Annotated in this window: 16 protein-coding genes; 6 read left to right on the forward strand and 10 right to left on the reverse strand. The window is 73.0% G+C overall.

Going from position 1 to position 15,443, the window contains the following annotated elements; all coding sequences use genetic code 11:
• Nucleotides 1-85 precede the first annotated feature (85 nt).
• From DJ81_RS02475 to DJ81_RS02485, 3 genes are all read right to left on the reverse strand, one after another.
• Nucleotides 86-931: a hypothetical protein gene (locus DJ81_RS02475; protein WP_094588282.1), complete on the reverse strand. Its 846-nt coding sequence runs from the start codon at nt 929-931 to the stop codon at nt 86-88.
• A gap of 103 nt (nt 932-1,034) precedes the next feature.
• On the reverse strand, nt 1,035-1,391 hold the full coding sequence (locus DJ81_RS02480; RefSeq protein WP_094526087.1) for a hypothetical protein: 357 nt from the start codon (nt 1,389-1,391) through the stop codon (nt 1,035-1,037).
• Nucleotides 1,388-3,850 carry a penicillin acylase family protein gene (locus DJ81_RS02485; RefSeq protein ID WP_094588284.1) on the reverse strand — a complete coding sequence of 821 codons (2,463 nt, stop codon included), beginning with the start codon at nt 3,848-3,850 and terminating at the stop codon, nt 1,388-1,390. The genes DJ81_RS02480 and DJ81_RS02485 overlap by 4 nt, the downstream gene beginning before the upstream one ends.
• A gap of 106 nt (nt 3,851-3,956) precedes the next feature.
• Between DJ81_RS02485 and DJ81_RS02490 the strand changes: the two genes are divergently transcribed.
• On the forward strand, nt 3,957-4,700 hold the full coding sequence (locus tag DJ81_RS02490) for a molybdopterin-binding protein (RefSeq protein WP_094588286.1): 744 nt from the start codon (nt 3,957-3,959) through the stop codon (nt 4,698-4,700).
• 40 nt (nt 4,701-4,740) lie between these two features.
• Here DJ81_RS02490 and DJ81_RS02495 read toward each other — a convergent pair whose 3' ends face one another.
• The 4 genes from DJ81_RS02495 to DJ81_RS02510 form a co-directional block, all read right to left on the reverse strand.
• Nucleotides 4,741-5,811 carry a hypothetical protein gene (locus DJ81_RS02495; RefSeq protein WP_094588288.1) on the reverse strand — a complete coding sequence of 357 codons (1,071 nt, stop codon included), beginning with the start codon at nt 5,809-5,811 and terminating at the stop codon, nt 4,741-4,743.
• Complete coding sequence (locus DJ81_RS02500) at nt 5,808-6,797, reverse strand: S49 family peptidase (protein ID WP_094526005.1); 990 nt, start codon at nt 6,795-6,797, stop codon at nt 5,808-5,810. The genes DJ81_RS02495 and DJ81_RS02500 overlap by 4 nt, the downstream gene beginning before the upstream one ends.
• 93 nt (nt 6,798-6,890) lie before the next feature.
• A complete protein-coding gene (locus tag DJ81_RS02505; RefSeq protein ID WP_094588290.1) occupies nt 6,891-7,805 on the reverse strand; it encodes a prenyltransferase in 915 nt (304 codons plus the stop codon).
• A gap of 3 nt (nt 7,806-7,808) precedes the next feature.
• Nucleotides 7,809-8,327, reverse strand: coding sequence for a peroxiredoxin (locus tag DJ81_RS02510; RefSeq protein ID WP_094588292.1), 519 nt, complete (start codon nt 8,325-8,327; stop codon nt 7,809-7,811).
• Between the two features lie 159 nt (nt 8,328-8,486).
• Here DJ81_RS02510 and DJ81_RS02515 point away from each other — a divergent pair, with 159 nt between their 5' ends.
• From DJ81_RS02515 to DJ81_RS02535, 5 genes are all read left to right on the forward strand, one after another.
• Nucleotides 8,487-9,191, forward strand: coding sequence for a DUF547 domain-containing protein (locus tag DJ81_RS02515; protein ID WP_249269055.1), 705 nt, complete (start codon nt 8,487-8,489; stop codon nt 9,189-9,191).
• A 133-nt stretch (nt 9,192-9,324) separates the two neighbouring features.
• Complete coding sequence (locus tag DJ81_RS02520; RefSeq protein ID WP_094588296.1) at nt 9,325-10,791, forward strand: dihydrolipoyl dehydrogenase; 1,467 nt, start codon at nt 9,325-9,327, stop codon at nt 10,789-10,791.
• A 93-nt stretch (nt 10,792-10,884) separates the two neighbouring features.
• Complete coding sequence (locus tag DJ81_RS02525; RefSeq protein ID WP_094588298.1) at nt 10,885-12,489, forward strand: hypothetical protein; 1,605 nt, start codon at nt 10,885-10,887, stop codon at nt 12,487-12,489.
• A gap of 94 nt (nt 12,490-12,583) precedes the next feature.
• Entirely contained in the window at nt 12,584-13,108 is a 525-nt protein-coding gene (locus DJ81_RS02530; RefSeq protein WP_094524666.1) for a hypothetical protein, read from the forward strand.
• Between the two features lie 118 nt (nt 13,109-13,226).
• Nucleotides 13,227-13,583 (forward strand): DsrE family protein, encoded by a 357-nt coding sequence (locus DJ81_RS02535; protein ID WP_094524667.1) that lies wholly within the window; start codon nt 13,227-13,229, stop codon nt 13,581-13,583.
• A 75-nt stretch (nt 13,584-13,658) separates the two neighbouring features.
• Here the strand turns inward: DJ81_RS02535 and DJ81_RS02540 are convergent, their stop codons facing one another.
• The 3 genes from DJ81_RS02540 to DJ81_RS02550 all read right to left on the reverse strand — a co-directional run bounded on the left by DJ81_RS02540 (nt 13,659) and on the right by DJ81_RS02550 (nt 15,275).
• Complete coding sequence (locus DJ81_RS02540) at nt 13,659-13,928, reverse strand: HalOD1 output domain-containing protein (RefSeq protein WP_094524668.1); 270 nt, start codon at nt 13,926-13,928, stop codon at nt 13,659-13,661.
• 224 nt (nt 13,929-14,152) lie between these two features.
• On the reverse strand, nt 14,153-14,872 hold the full coding sequence (locus DJ81_RS02545; RefSeq protein ID WP_094588300.1) for an SDR family NAD(P)-dependent oxidoreductase: 720 nt from the start codon (nt 14,870-14,872) through the stop codon (nt 14,153-14,155).
• A 97-nt stretch (nt 14,873-14,969) separates the two neighbouring features.
• The gene (locus DJ81_RS02550; RefSeq protein WP_094524670.1) at nt 14,970-15,275 is read right to left on the reverse strand and encodes a hypothetical protein; all 306 of its coding nucleotides are present in this window, start codon (nt 15,273-15,275) and stop codon (nt 14,970-14,972) included.
• Nucleotides 15,276-15,443: the final 168 nt, after the last annotated feature.

The following is a 15,443-nucleotide window of genomic DNA, read 5'->3' on the forward strand; positions in this document are numbered from 1 at the left end:
GGCCGTCGCCGGCGGGAGCCCCACGCGAGCCCGGCCGGTCGCCGCGGTCCGCGGTCCAGAGGCTCGCACTTTTAAATGCTCTCGGTCACCCGACGCGCGCTATCGCCCGCTCGATCCGGCGCGTGAGGTCGTCGAGGCGGTCGCCGATCGACCCGACCGCCGAGAGGACGGGATACGTCGCGTCCGCCGACTGGTAGAGGTACGTCGGGAGGTCGGCGACGTCGTCGCCGAGCCGGAGGTCGCGCCCGTGCTCCGCGATCACGCGCTGGCGGCGCGCCGCGATCCGGTCGCAGTCCTCGACGAGGACGCCGGCGCGAGCGCGACACGCGTCGAGCGCGCCGAACCCGCCGTCCGGGACGGCCGCGTCGAGCGACGCGATCTCCCGACGGACCGCCGCGAGCCGCGACCCCGCTCGGTCGAGCGAGTCGGCCTCGACCTCGAGCCGCTCCACGAGGCGGTCGCGCTCCTCGATCGCGGATTCGACCGCGTCGATCAGGGCCGGCTCGTACTCGGGGTGGTACCCCGCGCTCCGCGTGAGCGCGTACGCCAGTTCGGGACCGAACTCCGCGGCGACGCTCCGCTCGTAGGTGTCGTCGTACTCCTCCTCGTAGTGCGGGACCGACATCACCGTCTCGGCGTACGCGTCCCTGACGGCCGCGAGACCGGATCCGGGCGGTCCCGCCGGACCACCGGCGCCCGCGTCGGCCGCGGCGCCGGAGCCGCTCGCGGGGCCCGCGACCCCCCGAAACCCCGCCGCCGCTGACGATCCGCCGGGTGAGGTCGCCTCCGTCGAGACCGATTCGACCCGGCCGCGGAACGTCCGAAACGCCTCGCGCTCGTCGATCACGCGGCGCCGCTCGATCCGGAGCGCTTCCCGCGCGTCCTCCAGGGCGGCGCGGGACCCGTCCACAGCATCGTCAGTCGCTGTCATACCGCACGCCTCGCGAGTCGTCCTCGTAAACGCTTATATGAGGGGTATCCGGCGCCGTAGAGCGCTCCCGAGCGCTCAATAGCGCTCCCGAGGCGCCGGCTTTTTAAATAATTCCTCTCGCCAGCGACCCGAGCAGGGGCAGGCCGAGCGCGGCTGCGGCCGCGACGTAGATCACGGGCCGCATCTCGGGCAGTGCCCCGGCCGCCGGCCCGAGCGAGACGGCGAACGCGCCGAGCGCCAGCAGGCCGGCCCCGAGCGCGTACGCGACGCCCCGTCGGAACGTGGGCGCGACGAGCGACGCGGCGACGCCGGCCGCGACGAGCCCGATCCAGTGGACCGACGCCAGCGCGAGGCCGAGGGCGACCGCGCCCGCGAAGGCGACGAGGCGGAGCCGAGGGTCGCCCCGAATCCGGGCGAGCGGCGACGGCGACCCGGCCGACTCGCCGAGGCGGTCGCTCACGACGACTCACCTCCGAACGAGACCGTCTCGCCCGCCTCGCTGTCGGGGTCGAGCGACATCGGCTTCTGGTCGTTGGCCAGCCAGTCGCGGAGTTGGTCGCCGTAGTGCTCGGAGAAGTAGTCGCCCGAGTTGCCGCCGGGGAGCACCGCCGTGGCGCCCTCGCCGGGGCGAACCACCATCCGCCAGCTCGACCCGACCGCGTCGTCGACGCGGTAGTTCATCACGGTCGCCGGCGAGCCGTCGGCGGGGAGCGTCGGGTAGTTCAGGAACGGCGCCTCGCCGCCGAGCGGGTGCGCGATCGCCGCCGTCGTGTTCCGGTCGCCGTACGTCTCCCACCCCGCCTCGTCGATCTCGTCGAGCGCCGCCGAGAGCGCCGCGACCATCGTCGCCTCGCGCGAGCGGTCGGCGAACAGCGGGTCGTCGGCCGGGAGCCGCGCGAGCACCCAGCCGTTCGGGTAGTACGCCTCGCCGAGGTCGGCGTCGTCGAAGGCGGGGGCGAAGACGAGGTCGCGGAACCGGTCGAGCCACCGGTCGAACACGAGCGCGCCGCGGGAGTCGGCCGCCATCCGCCGGTCCCAGTCGCCGAGCGTCGCGGCGGCCGCGGCGAGGCGGTCCGAGCCGTCGGCGGCGTCGCGCTCCGCCACCGCCGCCACGAGGTCCGGCACGAGCTGGTCGGCCCGCCCGTCGCGCACGTCGCGCTGGAGTTCGCGGTGGAAGGCGGGGTCGACCGGATCCTCCCCCGCGACCCCCGCGTCGAGGCGCTCGGCGATGCGCGCGCCGCGGTAGGGGGCCGCGTAGTCGACGCCCACGTAGTGGGTCGGGTCGTCGATCACGCGCTGGTTGGCCGTCGAGAGGACCTCCGGGTCGATCGCGTGCGGCTTCTCTTCGAAGGGGACGAACCCCTCCCACGTCGAGCGGCCGAACGGCTCGAACCCCGCCCACTCGCCCTCGCCGGCCGATCCGTCGAAGACGCGGTCGCCGGCGACGGCTTCGCCGTCGACCCGCCGGATCGGGAGCTGGCCCGTCGCGTAGTACATCGTCCGCCCGTCGGCGTCGGCGTACACGAGGTTCTGCGTCGGGAGGTCGAACTTCCGAGTCGCCGCCAGCGCGTCGTCGAACCCGTCGGCGCGACCCAGCTCGTCGATGGCGAGCGTCGTGCGCGTCGCGGCGTGGCCGGTCCACGCCACGCCGACGTGCCGGCCCTCGCGCTCGATGAAGGGACCGTGGACGGTGCGCCTCGTCTCCAGGATGCGGTCCTCGCCGCCGGAGACGGAGATCTCGCGCGACTCGGTCTCGAACTCGCGCCACTCCCCCTCGTAGCGGTAGCGCTCGCCGGCGTCGTCGACCTCGTAGCGGTAGCAGTCGAGCACGTCGGCGCCGACGTTGGTGAACGACCACGTCGCGCGGTCGCTCGCGCCGGCGATGACGAAGGGGACGCCGGGGAACGTCGCGCCACGGACCGAGCGCTCGGGCGTCTCGACGCGCTGCTCGTACCAGAGCGGCGGCGCCATCAGCGAGAGGTGCGGGTCGTACGCCACGGTCGGCGTCCCGCTCGCGGTGTGCTCGCCGGCGACGACCCAGCTGTTCGACCCGACGCCGGTCGGCGACTCGAACCCGGAGAGCCAGTCGGTGAGCTCGGGCGCGATCGGGCCGGCGTCCGTCGCGACGGCGGCGGCGTCCCCGGAACGCGCCCGCCCGTCCCCGGAACGCGCCCGCCAGTCTCCGGCGTCGACGCGCCGCTCGGCCCCGCCGAGCCGCTCCTCGTCGCCGTCGAGGATCGGCGCGTCGTGGTCCAGCCGCCGCGGGAACAGCGCCGCGGCCCGCTCCGCCCCGAGCCGGTCCGCGACCAGCGCCCGCCGGAGTCCGGCGAAGCTCCCGGTGAGCGTCCACGAGATCTGCTTTTCCATCAGCATGGAGTCGACCGGGGTCCACGGCTCGGGCTCGTAGCCGAGCAGCTCGAACTCGATCGGGAGCGTCTCGGCCTCCGTCGCCGCGTTGACGCCCGCCGCGTACGCCTCGACGAGGGGGCCGGTCTCCGTCTCGCTCACGAGGTCCCACGTCGCCTCGGCGGCCGCGGCGAACCCCATCGCGACGTTGAACTCGTCGCTCTCGACGGTCGCCTCGCCGACGACCTCGGAGAGCCGCCCGCGCATGACGCGGCGCTGGAGGTCCATCGAGAACAGGCGGTGGAACGCCTGCAGGTAGCCGACCGCGAAGTACGCCGCGGCCTCGTCGTCGGCCTCGACGTGCGGGACCCCGCTGTCGTCGACGCGGACGCTCGCGTCGCCGTGCGGGCTCTCGACGGTCTCCGGGAGCGAGCGGTCCGCCGCGTCCCACGCGTCGCCGGAGAGCGGGGCGAAGGAGTCGAGGAGGGCGGCGGCCTCGGAGCGCGCCAGCCCGGCGGTGCCGGCCGCGAGCGCCGCGGCGAGGACGGCCCGGCGCGTCGTGTCGTTCGTCACCTCGTGACAGAGCCGCGGGGTCCTCATGATGTTTCGGGTCGGCGAGGGCGGTCGGCCGGTCCGCCGCGGGAAACGTACATCCGTCGCCCGTCCCAAGCGGGGGCCGATGGAAGTCGCGCTGATCACGGTGGGCGACGAACTGCTCTCGGGCGACACGGTGAACACCAACGCGAACTGGCTCGCCGGGGAGCTGAGCGACCGCGGGGTCGCGGTCGGGCGGGTCCTCTCCGTCCCCGACGACCGGGCGGAGATCGCGGAGCACGTGCGCGAGTACGCCGCGGCGTTCGACGCGGTGATCGTCACCGGCGGGATCGGCAGCACCCCGGACGACGTGACGATGGAGGCGGTCGCGGACGCGTTCGACCGCGAGATGGCCGTCACCGACCTCACGCTGGAGTCGGTCGAGCGCCGGCTGGCCGCGATCCGCGAGCGCGTCCCCGACCGCGAGTTCGACGTCGACGTGGCGGCGGAGGCGGCGGTCCCCGAGGAGAGCCGCCCGCTCGTGACCGAGGCGGGACTCGCCCCCGGCTGCGTGATCGAGGGCGTCTACGTGTTCCCCGGCATCCCGGACGAGCTGAAGGCGACGTTCGAGACCGTCGCAGACGAGTTCTCCGGCGACCGTCGGTCGCGGTTCCTCTACACGGTCGAACCGGAATCGAACATCGTGCCCGCCCTGCAGGAGGCGATGGAGCGGTTCGACGTCGCCGTCGGCTGTTACCCCGACCGCGAGGCCGACCACAACCGCCTGAAGGTGACCGCGACCGACGACGCCGCGCTCGAGGACGCCGCGGCGTGGCTGCTGGAGACCGTCGACGCGAGCGAGACGCCGGTCCGTCGGAACTGGGACTGAGAAAAGTTGGAGCGGCGAAGGGGACCGGGAGGGACGCGGCTCAGCCGGCCGTCCCGTTCTCCGGCGGCTCCGCTGGCGGCTGGTCGGGGCCGGTCGGTCCAGTGGGCCCGCTCGGGCCGGTCGGCGCCTGCTGGCCGCCCGGACCGGGCGGCGTCCGATCGTTCGACACGAGGAAGTCCGCCAGGTTCCCGATCAGCGCGTCGGTGTCGGCGCGCCGGGCGTTCTCGGGCGCGAGGAAGTCGCTGTCGCCCACCGCGACCACGCCGTCGGTCCGGACGAGCAGCGGCGCCTCGGTTGCCGCGCGGGTCGTCGACAGCTCGCTCCCCTCGTTCGGGCGGAGCACGGCGCTGCCGGCGACCGTCGTTCCGACCGGCGTCGCGGACGGCAGGACGGCGCGGTCGACGCCCTCGGTCAGCGCGGCGTCGGCGTCGCCGGTCGGTTCCGCGTAGACGCGCTGGTAGTTCAGGTCGTTCTCCGCCATGTTGTACACGTAGCCGGGCTCGGTCGTGACGCCGAGCGTCGCGTCGAGTCCGACCGCGCCGGGCTGGTCGAACGCCGCGTCGGGCTCGGTCGCCAGGATCACGTGGCCGCCCGACTCGACGAACGACTCGATCTCGTCGAGCTCCGCCTCGTCGTAGTCGGTCCGGAACGTCACGAACGCGTCGGCCTCGGCGAGCCGCTCGCCGAGCTGGGTCGGTCCCCGCGTGCCGGCCGGACCGGCGGCGCGCCGCTGCTGCTCCGGATCCGGCACGTAGACGTCGACCTCGTGGCCGTTCTCGATGAGCGCGTTCGCCAGCGGCCGAACGTCGCGGTCGGCGACGTCCGGGCCGCCGAAGCCGAGCAGCGCGAACGGGGTCGCGGGCACGGAGCCCCGCGGCTCGACGCCGGGGTCGACGAGCACCGTCTGCGACCGCGCCGTGGACTCCATCTCGACGTTCGCCTGCCCCGGCGTGTCGTTCGCGACCAGGTCGTCTTCGAGGTAGTGCTCGTTCTGTATCTCGGGCGACGGAGCGACGCCGTCGGCGGTGACGTAGCCCGCGAGCGCCGCACCACCGGTGATCGCCGCGAGCGTCACCGCGAAGGCGACCGCCAGCTTGGTGGCGTCGCTCACGCGCCGACACCTCCGGTTAGCCGCGCCGTCTCGTTGCTCGTCCCGCCCGCGCGGGTCGCCGAGCCGCCGCGGTCGACGGCGAGGTCGCTCTCGGAGAAGCGCTCGACCGTGTCGACGTGCGGGACGGCCGGGCGGTGGACGTACGAGAGGCCCATCGGCTCGACCTCACCGTAGCCCGGGTCGTTCGCGTACACCGCGACGACTTGGGTGTCGGTGCGGAGCAGGATCGGGAAGCCGAAGTCGGGCCCGGTCTCGCGGGTGTCGACCCGGTACTCGCCCATGTTCTCCGCGGTCGCGGCGGCGTGGATCGCCTCGTTGAGCGAGCCGATCTCGTCGGCGAAGCCGTTGTCGACCGCCTCGGTGCCGAGGTACACGTCCGCCTGCGCGACCTCCTCGCGCGGCATCTGGAACTCGTCGCCGCGCTCGGCCATCATCGCGTCGACGAACGTGTCGGCGAGCGTCTCCTGCTCGGCCCACGTCTGGATCGCGTTGCCGCCGGCCTTGTCGGGACCGCTCGGCCCCTGGACCGGCGCGGTCGTCCGCGGCGCGGGGGCGTTCAGACCGATGCTGCCGACGGTCGACGTCGGGAGGACGTAGATCTCGTCCGCGGGCGCCATGGCGTAGTAGCCGCCGGAGGCGCTGATCGACTGCACGCTCGCGATGACGGTCATCTGTTCGCTCGTCCGCTGGACCGCCTTGTACATCCGCTCGGAGGCGACGGGGGCGCCGCCCGGCGTGTCGAGCTTGAGCACCACCGCGCCGACGGAGTCGTTGGCGCGAATGTCCGCGAGTTCGCTCTCGACGTCGTCCGCGAGGGCCGTGTTAACGGGCCCTTCGATCTCGACGACGGCGACGGTGTCTTCTGGGTCGTTGGTCGCCGCGTACACGCTGGGCGCGAGCACGGCGCCGACCACCGCCGCGGCCACCACGACGACGGCGAGCTGCTGCCGCGACGTGAGGGCCGTGGAGGGCTGGTTGGTTGACATGACCGCTTAGACCCTGCGCCAACCGAGGAATAAAAATTTCGAAACGACGACCCAAACCGACCGCAGCGAGGGCCGTCGCCGACGGGGGATCGATCAGTGGAGGCCGGCGACGACCGCCCAGCCCAGCGTCGTCCCGACGGCGACGGCCACCATCGTCGCCACGGCGGGGAGCGGTTCCTCCCGACGCGTGAACCGGTGCGTGCCGGGAGCGAGCCCGACCATCGGCGCGAGGGTCCCGACGGCGACGGGCGGCGGCAGGACTCGCCCCGCGAGGACGACCGCGCTCCCGGCCGCGGCGAGGCTCCCGGCGGCGTAGGCGGCCCGGAGCCGCCCCGCCGACCAGCGCGTCGCGAGGGTGCGCTTCCCGACCGCGGCGTCCGCCCGACGGTCGGGCCACTGCGTCTCCAACAGGTTCACGAACACGACGAGCGCGAACGGGACCGTCGCCAGCGCGGCGCCGGGCGCGACGTCGCCGGTGACGACCGCGACCCCGTACAGCGGCAGCGCGACCCCGCCGAGCGCCGCGTTCGTGACCTCGCCGAGCCCGTTCCAAGCGAGCCGCAGCGGGCCGACCGAGTACTGCCACCCGACGACGAGGACCCCGAGCAGGAGCGCCGCGGGGACCCCCGACAGCGCGCGGTCGGCGGTCGGGGTCACCGCCGATCCGAGCACCGCGAGGCCGAACAGTCCGGCGGCGACCGCGGCGCGCAGCGCGAGACGCGAGGAGAGACCGCTCTCGACGAGGGCGCCGCTCCCGCCGGAGAAGGGCGTTCTGTCGGTGCGAGCGTCGGTTTCGACGTCCGCGTACTCGTTCGCGTAGTGGACGCTCGCGGCGACCGGCAGGAGCGCGGCGAGGCCGAGGCCGACCGCGCGCGGGTCGGCGGTCCCGCCCCGGCCCACCGCCATCGCGACGCCGAGGGCGTACACGAGCGCGATGAGCGCGAGCTGCGCCGGACGCGACATGCGCCACAGCGCGACGAGCACGGCGCGGCGACCCGGGTCGCCCATCCGTCAGTCGGCTCGCAGCGCGCGGACCTCGTCGAGCAGGTCGTCGGGCTCCGGGCGGTCGGCGGGCATCCGCCCCTCGTAGGTGTACGCGACGATCGGCTCGCCGGACCGGACGTCGAGGACCGTCGCGACCGGCATCCGCCCGACGAGGTCGTGGAGCGATCCCAGGATCCCGAACCGGACCGGCTGGTCGTACGCGTCGCTCACGTCGGTGTCGGGGTCAGCGAGCAGGGCGAACGGGAGGTCGTACGACGCCTGCCACTCGCGGGCGCGGTCGACGGGTTCCGGGAGGACCGAGGCGACCGTCGCGTTCAGCGCCGCGAACTCGTCGTACCGCTCGGCGATCGCCTGCACCTGGTTCCGGCAGTTGCCGCAGTGGTAGTCCCGCTGGAAAAGGAGGACCACGGCGTCGACGTCGGGGTCGCCGGCGACCGCGGAGAGCGAGAAGGGGTCCGGGCCGGTCGCGACGTTCGGCAGTTCGAAGTCGGGCACGCGCTCGGCGAGGGTTGCCGTGTCGCTCATGCGTGGGGTACGTGGTACCGACCCATAACGGCCGGTCGGTCTGACACGCGCCGCGCCCAACCGCGGGGGATACTCGTTCGCGGGCCGATAGGTCGGGCTATGACGGCCTCGGAGCCGACGCCCGCGTCCGCCTCGCCTCCCGCGTCCGACGTCGGCCCCGTGGCGGTCTCGCGCCGCTTCCTCCGCGCGATGCGGGCGGGCGACGAGCGCGAGCAGGAGCGCGAAGCGGCGCGCGACCGTCTCGCCGGGACCGACCCGGCCGACTTGGACGCGCTCGGTCCCGACGAGCGGCTCGCGTTCTGGCTGAACGTCTACAACGCCGCGGCCGGCGACGCGCTGCTGTCGGACCCGTCGCGGTTCGAGGACCGGCGCCGCTTCTTCTCGGAGCCGGTCGTCGCGGTCGCGGGCGAGGACCTGAGCCTCGACGCGATCGAACACGGGATTCTCCGCGGCTCGCAGTGGAAGTACGGGCTGGGGTACGTCCCGAACCCGTTCGCCTCCGCGTTCGTCCGCCGCCACCGAGTCGACGAGCCCGACTTCCGGGTCCACTTCGCGCTCAACTGCGGCGCCGCCTCGTGCCCGGCCGTCTACGGGTACGATGCCGAGACGGTGGACGAGGACCTCGACGCGGCCGCCGAGAGCTACCTCCGAGACGAGACCGTCGTCGAGGGCGGAACCGCCTACGTGCCGCGGCTCCTCCTCTGGTACCGGGGCGACTTCGGCGGCGGGAGCGGGATCCGACGGATCCTGCGCGAGTACGGCGTCGTCGATCCGGACGCGGTCTCGCGGATCCGATACCGCGAGTACGACTGGTCGCTCGCGCTGGACGCCTTCCGCGACGGGAGCGACGGCGAGGCGGACTGAGCCCCGCCGAAGCGTACTGAGCTCCGCCCACGCGGACTTCCCCCTGCCGACGCGGCCGGTCGTCGCCGCGGTCGTGTGCCGGGCGCGCCACCGCGGACGGGCCTTGATGAGGGTGGCCGTCGTCGAGCGCTCCATGCAGGAGTTCGACTTCATCGTGATCGGGTCCGGGTCGGGACTGGACGTGGCGAACGCGATGGCCGGCCGGGGGGACTCGGTCGCGGTCGTCGAGGAGGGGCGGCTCGGGGGGACGTGTCTCAACCGCGGCTGTATCCCGTCGAAGCGGCTCCTCTATCACGCCGATGTGATGGAGACGATCGAGGGCGCCGGGGCGTTCGATATCGACGCCGAGGTCACCGGCGTCGATTTCGCGGAGATCGTCCGGAAAGTGAACGAGGACGTCGCCGAGAGCGCCGACTCGATCCGGCGGGGGCTCGCCTCATCGGACGCCCACGACCTCTTCTCGGGGACCGGGCGGTTCGTCGACGACCGCACCGTCGAGATCGGCGACGGCGACGACGAGGGGGCCGCGCTCCGCGCCGACACCGTCCTCGTCGCCACGGGAACGCGCCCCTCGATCCCGCCGATAGACGGGATCGACGACGTGGACTACCACACGAGCACGGAGGCGCTCCGACTGGAGTCGCCGCCGGACCGCCTCGTGATCGTCGGCGGCGGGTACATCGCCGCCGAACTCGGCCACTTCTTCGGGACGTTCGGCAGCGACGTGACGATCGTCGGCCGCCGGGAACACCTGCTCCCGGAGGCTGACGCGGAGGTCGGCGAGGCGTTCACGGACCGCTACGCCGACCGGTTCGACGTGTACGCCGGCTACGAGGCCATCGCGGCCGACGAGGCCGACGGGGAGGTGACGGTCGAGGCCCGGGCGTATCCCGAGGCCGACTCGGTCCGCGCGGGCGGCGAGACCGTCGGCGCGCCGGAGGAGGCGGAAGACGTGACCGTCGCGGGCGACGCGCTGCTCGTCGCCGCGGGCCGGCGGCCGAACACCGACGCGCTGAACCTCGACGCGACCGGGGTGGAGACCGACGCCGCCGGCTTCGTCGAGACGGACGAGTACCTCCGGACTGACGCCGAGGGGGTGTGGGCGCTCGGCGACGTGGTCGGCGAGTACCTGCTCAAACACAGCGCGAACCACGAGGCGAAGGCGGTCATCCGGAACCTGCTCGGCGACGAGCCGGAGCCGGTCGACTACTCGGCGATGCCGTTCGCCGTGTTCGCCTCGCCCGAAGTGGCGGGGGTCGGCGCGCGCGAAGCCGACCTCCGCGAGGCCGACGCCGAGTACGCCACCCGCACCTACGCCTACGGCGACACCGCTCGCGGGAGCGCGATGCAGGCCGAGGGGTTCGTGAAGGCCCTCATCGACCTCGACGGGAACATCGAGGGGTGTCACATCGTCGGCCCCGAGGCGTCGAACCTGATCGAGGAGGTCGTCGTCGCGATGACGGCCGGTTCGGGGACCGTCGCGGACATCCGCGACGCGGTCCACGTCCACCCCGCGCTCTCCGAGGTCGTCGATCGGGCCTTCTCGGGGCAGTTCTCGCGCGGCGGCGGACGCGACCACGCGCATCAGCACCACGGCTGAGCGGTGCCGCCGAGCGCTCCTCCCGAGCACCGCGGACGTCTCGTTCGAAGGCGAGCGTTTACGTCGGCTCGTGGCAACAACGAACCAACACACATGGTATCTAGCGACACGCGGTCGGTCGGCGAACTCGAGCGACGCGTCGAGGCGATCGACGCGACGGCGCCGGCCGAGAGGGACGCCGACGACCGCGCGCGGCTGACCGACGCCCTAGTCGCGCTCGCAGACGCCTACGGCGAGCGCGGGGAATTCGACGCGGAGGCCGAGACGATCTCGCGGCTGGACCGACTGCGTGGCGGCGACGGAGACGACGTCGAACTCCACCTCGCGAACGCCCTCGCGAACGCGACGAGCGTGCGGGGCCGCGACGACCTCTACGAGACCGCGATCGACCCGGACCGGATCGAGGCGTACCGAGATCGGATCGAGGAGCTGTACGGCCGCCGCCCCGAGCCGGCGATCGCGGCGCCGCTGGCCCGGGCGACTGCCGAGGCGATCCACGCGAACGGAAAGGCCGACCGCCGCGACCGGATCGGACCGCTGGTAGACCGCCTCGAAGCGATCTACGACGCCCACTCCGAGCCGGACGTCGCCGCCTCGCTGCTACGGGCGTACGCTCACGCGGAGCTGTACCTCGACGCGGATCGCGGAGGCGACGCAGATCTCGGAGGCGGCGCGGATCCGGAGGCCGCTTCGGCCGAGCGCGACGCGGGAGGCGACCGCGTCGCCCGCGCGGAGGAGCTGTTCCGGGCCCACCCGGACGGGGAGGTCGCCGCGGGGCTGGCCGGCGTCCTCGCCGGGCGGACGAACGCCGACGCCGAGCGGACGGACGTGGACGCGATCGAGGAGCGGATCGGCCGGATCGAGGCGCTCGCCGACCGGTACCCGGCACAGGAGGAGTCGATCGTCCGCTGGCTCCCGGTCGCGACGGCGAACGCCGCGCGCGCCGGCTTCGAGGCGGCCGACCTCGGGCGGACGGAGCACTGGGCGACCGAGACGGTCGAACACCACGAGCGGCTCTCGACCCCGTCGAGTGCCACGTGGGCGGCGGTGGCGACGTTCTTCTCCTCGCGGGCGTCCTTCTTCGACGGCGACGTGGAGGCGGGCGAGGCGAAGATCGAACGCCTCGAGGCGCTCGAACGGCGGTACGACAATCCGGTGTTCGAACACTGGCTCGGGCGGGCGATGTTCGACGCGGCCCGCAGCTACGTGGAGACGGACCGCCCGGAGCGCGCGCGAGCCGTGGTCGACGACCTCGCCGAGTTCGCGGTCGGTCACGAGGACCGCGAGGAGATCGAGGCGGGGCTGGAGGCCCTCCGATCGCACGCGCCGCACCTGTTCGACGAGTTCGACGGATCAGTCGGCGAGGCCGACGGCTCGGTCGACGTGACCGCCGGACCGGTCGACGCCGCGGGCGCTGCGGACGGAACGCGGACTGAATCCCCCGCTGACGCCGGTTCCGGCACTGCCCCGACGAACGACGACTCGGGGTCCGCCTCGACGGACGACGGCTCGACGGACGCGCCCGGCTGCGGGAACTGCGGCGACGACGGCTGCGGGAACTGCGGCTCGGGCGACGAACTGAGGCCGCCGGCGTCTGGCCCGGTGCTCGCCGTCGCCGGCGCGGCGGTCGTCCTCGTCGGTCTCTCCGTCGCGTACACGCTCTACCGGGCGCAGCGCGCCCTCAGGAACGCGATCTGATCGCCGTGACGAGGGCGATCGCCCCCCGTCCTCTCCCGCACCGGCCGCCGACGCGGCCGAAGACGTATTGCGGCTCCCCGTCGAACCGGGCCACATGACCGCCCCTTCGACCCTCTCCCGCCGTCGGTTCGTGACGGCCCACGCCGCGGGCGTCTCGCTGACCGCGCTCGCCGGCTGCGCGGACGACGCGGGACCGGAGCCCGCGGACGGAACCGACTCGGACGCAGGATCGGGGTCGACCGACGCCGACCTCGATCTCCGGGAGGCGAACGTCGTCGACGTCGCCGTGGAGCCGGTCGACGCGGGGTACGCGTTCGACGTGACGCTCCACCACGACGACGAGGGGGAGGACGGGTACGCGAACTGGTGGCAGGTCGAGCGCCTCGACGGCTCGCGGCTCGGCCGGCGGGAACTCCTCCACGCGCACTCCGAACAGCCGTTCACGCGGTCGGAGACGATCGCGGTCCCGGACGGCGCGACCTGCGTCGTCGTCCGAGGGCACGACGAGACGCACGGGTACGGCGGGGTCGCCGCCGCGGTCGACCTCGACGCGGGAACGGTGCGCCGGGTCGATCAGGGGCCCGACCCGCGCTCGTTCGACCAGAGCGACTGCCCGTGAGGCGCTCGGTCCCGGAGCCCGCTCCCCGGCGGAAGACATGCCATCGCATGCCGAGTCGGCGTTCCGGACACACACCCGCGGGTGGGTTTTGTACGGGTGTCAGTTATCAGCGGACACGATGGCAAAAGCAGCAATCGTGATTCTCGCCGGCAACGAATCGCACGCCGACTACGGCCGCCTCGCGAACGCGCTCGAGGCCGCGAAGGAGTTCGCCGAGACCGAGGGCGACGAGGTCGAGCTCATCTTCGACGGCGCCGGGACCCAGTGGATCCCGGAGCTGGAGGACGAGGAGAGCGACTACCACGAGCTGTATCGGGCGGTCCGCGACGACGCCGCGGTGTGTGACTACTGTTCCGGCGCGTTCGGCGTCGAGGACGCCGTCGCCGACGCCGGCCTCGTCACGCTCGACGACTACGACGGCCACCCGAGCGTCCGCTCGCTCGTCGACGACGACTACGAGATCATCACCTTCTGAGCGGCCGGACCCGGCCGCGTCCCACGACGGACGACCGCCCTCTCTCGATGCACGTTCCGGGCAGTGACGCGAGGGTCACAGTTTGACGAACTGCGCCTTTCCGTTCTGTTCGACCGTGATGCGGTACCCCTCGTAGCTGAACGTGATCTTGACTTGGGCCTCCGGGACCGGGGGATCGGAGAACACGTGCTGGAGGATGTGATCGACCTGCTTGTACCCGGGCGTCAGGTCGTCTTGGCGGTCCCCCTCCAGTTCGGCCACCACCTCTACGATCTGTGCGACGGGCTCCTGCCTGTCCGTCTCCAACTCCCGGTGGACGATCTCGTCGTCGACGGTGTCGCTCATGGCTTCAGGTGGAGTTCCGACTCATAAATTAGTATGGAGCCCCCAACGGGACATCAAAAGAAACTGACGCGCGTCCGTCGGTCGGCACAAGGCCGAGGTGGCGTCCGAGATGCGATCGCGGACCGAGAGCGTCCGTGAGTCTGAGACGCGATCGCGGACCGAGAGCGTCCGGGCGTCCTCGGGCGAGCGGGCCGGAGCCGGGACTGAACGCTGCCGGCCGGGTTTCAGATGAACTCCGACGGGTTCGGTCCGTTCGTGACGTGGACCTCGAACGGCTGCGTGCCGACGTCGTCCCGCTCGACAAGGTGCCAGTACGTCTCGGCCAGTTCGTCTGGGTCGATGAACGTCTCGTCGCCGCGATCGGGGTGACGCTCGCGGTCCCCCGGCGAGTCGATCTGCCCGTCGATCACGACGTGCGCGACGTGGACGCCCTCGCCGCCGAACTCTTGGGCGATGTCCATCGCCATCCCGCGGGCGGCGAACTTCGCGGCCGTGAACCCGATCGCGCCGCCGCGACCGCGCACCGCCGACGTCGCGCCGGTGAAGACCACCGTGCCGCCGTCGGCCCCGAGCATGTCGTCGACCGCCTCCTGCGAGCAGACGAACGCGCCGCGGCCGTTGACCGCCCACGACTCCTCGAACCCCTCGACGCTCGCGTCCATGAGCCCGGTCCACGACGCGGCGCTCGCGTTGTTGACGAGGGCGTCCACCGGACCGAACGCCTCGCGAACCGCCTCGAAGCCGTCTCGGATCGCCTCGACGTCGGTCAGGTCGGTCGTGACCGCCAGCCCTTCGCCGGGGTCGGGGAGGTCGGCCGCGAGCCCCTCGATGAACTCGGTCGATCGAGCGAACAGGGCGACCCGACAGCCCTCCGCCGCGAACTTCCGCGCGAGTGACTCCCCGAGCCCCGGACCGACGCCGGCGACGACTGCCGTGCGAGTCATACCCGCGCTACGGGTCCTCGGATAAAAATCGTGCGCCCGGCGGACTCGCCGGCGACGGCGGGACGCCGGGCGGGCGGTCGCCTCCGAGCGTGCCGGGTCAGGGCTCCTGTCGCGCGGCGAACCGCCCTTCCGGGGCTGACGCTGGTCCCTCGGAGGCCCGGGTTCGCGGGGCCTCGCCGTCGAGCCGAAGGAGCCGCCAGCCGTCGCCGCGGCAGCGGACCGGTTCGAGGACGGCCGTGACGGCGTCTCCGAGGCGCAGTTCTCGCAGCCGACCGCGAACCGCGTCGCTCGCGTCGATGACCTGGTATGTTCGCCCGTCGGCACCGTACAGCGTCACCGCGCCGTCGCCGTTCGGTTCCGCCGCTACCCTGCACCGCCGCCGAACGCCGTCGGTCGCTCCCATGGAACATCCGTACCGAGCAGCGCCCATAAAACGAACTATGAGGCCGACATACGGCGATAGAACGGTATTGAGAGATACCGAGACGGCCGCGGTCGAGGCGGTCGCGACCCGCCGTCGAACCGACCGCGAGCGTCCGTCCGGACGGGGCTTATAGAGATTCGAGGAGAA

Source organism: Halorubrum sp. Hd13, from assembly GCF_002252755.1.
Taxonomy (GTDB): Archaea; Halobacteriota; Halobacteria; order Halobacteriales; family Haloferacaceae; genus Halorubrum.

Coding starts and splice junctions, on each gene's coding strand:
- DJ81_RS02475 (WP_094588282.1), bottom strand. CDS start 931: ATGACAGCGACTGACGATGCTGTGGACGGGTCCCGCGCCGCCCTGGAG.
- DJ81_RS02490 (WP_094588286.1), top strand. CDS start 3,957: ATGGAAGTCGCGCTGATCACGGTGGGCGACGAACTGCTCTCGGGCGAC.
- DJ81_RS02500 (WP_094526005.1), bottom strand. CDS start 6,797: ATGTCAACCAACCAGCCCTCCACGGCCCTCACGTCGCGGCAGCAGCTC.
- DJ81_RS02505 (WP_094588290.1), bottom strand. CDS start 7,805: ATGGGCGACCCGGGTCGCCGCGCCGTGCTCGTCGCGCTGTGGCGCATG.
- DJ81_RS02510 (WP_094588292.1), bottom strand. CDS start 8,327: ATGAGCGACACGGCAACCCTCGCCGAGCGCGTGCCCGACTTCGAACTG.
- DJ81_RS02520 (WP_094588296.1), top strand. CDS start 9,325: ATGCAGGAGTTCGACTTCATCGTGATCGGGTCCGGGTCGGGACTGGAC.
- DJ81_RS02525 (WP_094588298.1), top strand. CDS start 10,885: ATGGTATCTAGCGACACGCGGTCGGTCGGCGAACTCGAGCGACGCGTC.
- DJ81_RS02530 (WP_094524666.1), top strand. CDS start 12,584: ATGACCGCCCCTTCGACCCTCTCCCGCCGTCGGTTCGTGACGGCCCAC.
- DJ81_RS02535 (WP_094524667.1), top strand. CDS start 13,227: ATGGCAAAAGCAGCAATCGTGATTCTCGCCGGCAACGAATCGCACGCC.
- DJ81_RS02540 (WP_094524668.1), bottom strand. CDS start 13,928: ATGAGCGACACCGTCGACGACGAGATCGTCCACCGGGAGTTGGAGACG.
- DJ81_RS02545 (WP_094588300.1), bottom strand. CDS start 14,872: ATGACTCGCACGGCAGTCGTCGCCGGCGTCGGTCCGGGGCTCGGGGAG.
- DJ81_RS02550 (WP_094524670.1), bottom strand. CDS start 15,275: ATGGGAGCGACCGACGGCGTTCGGCGGCGGTGCAGGGTAGCGGCGGAA.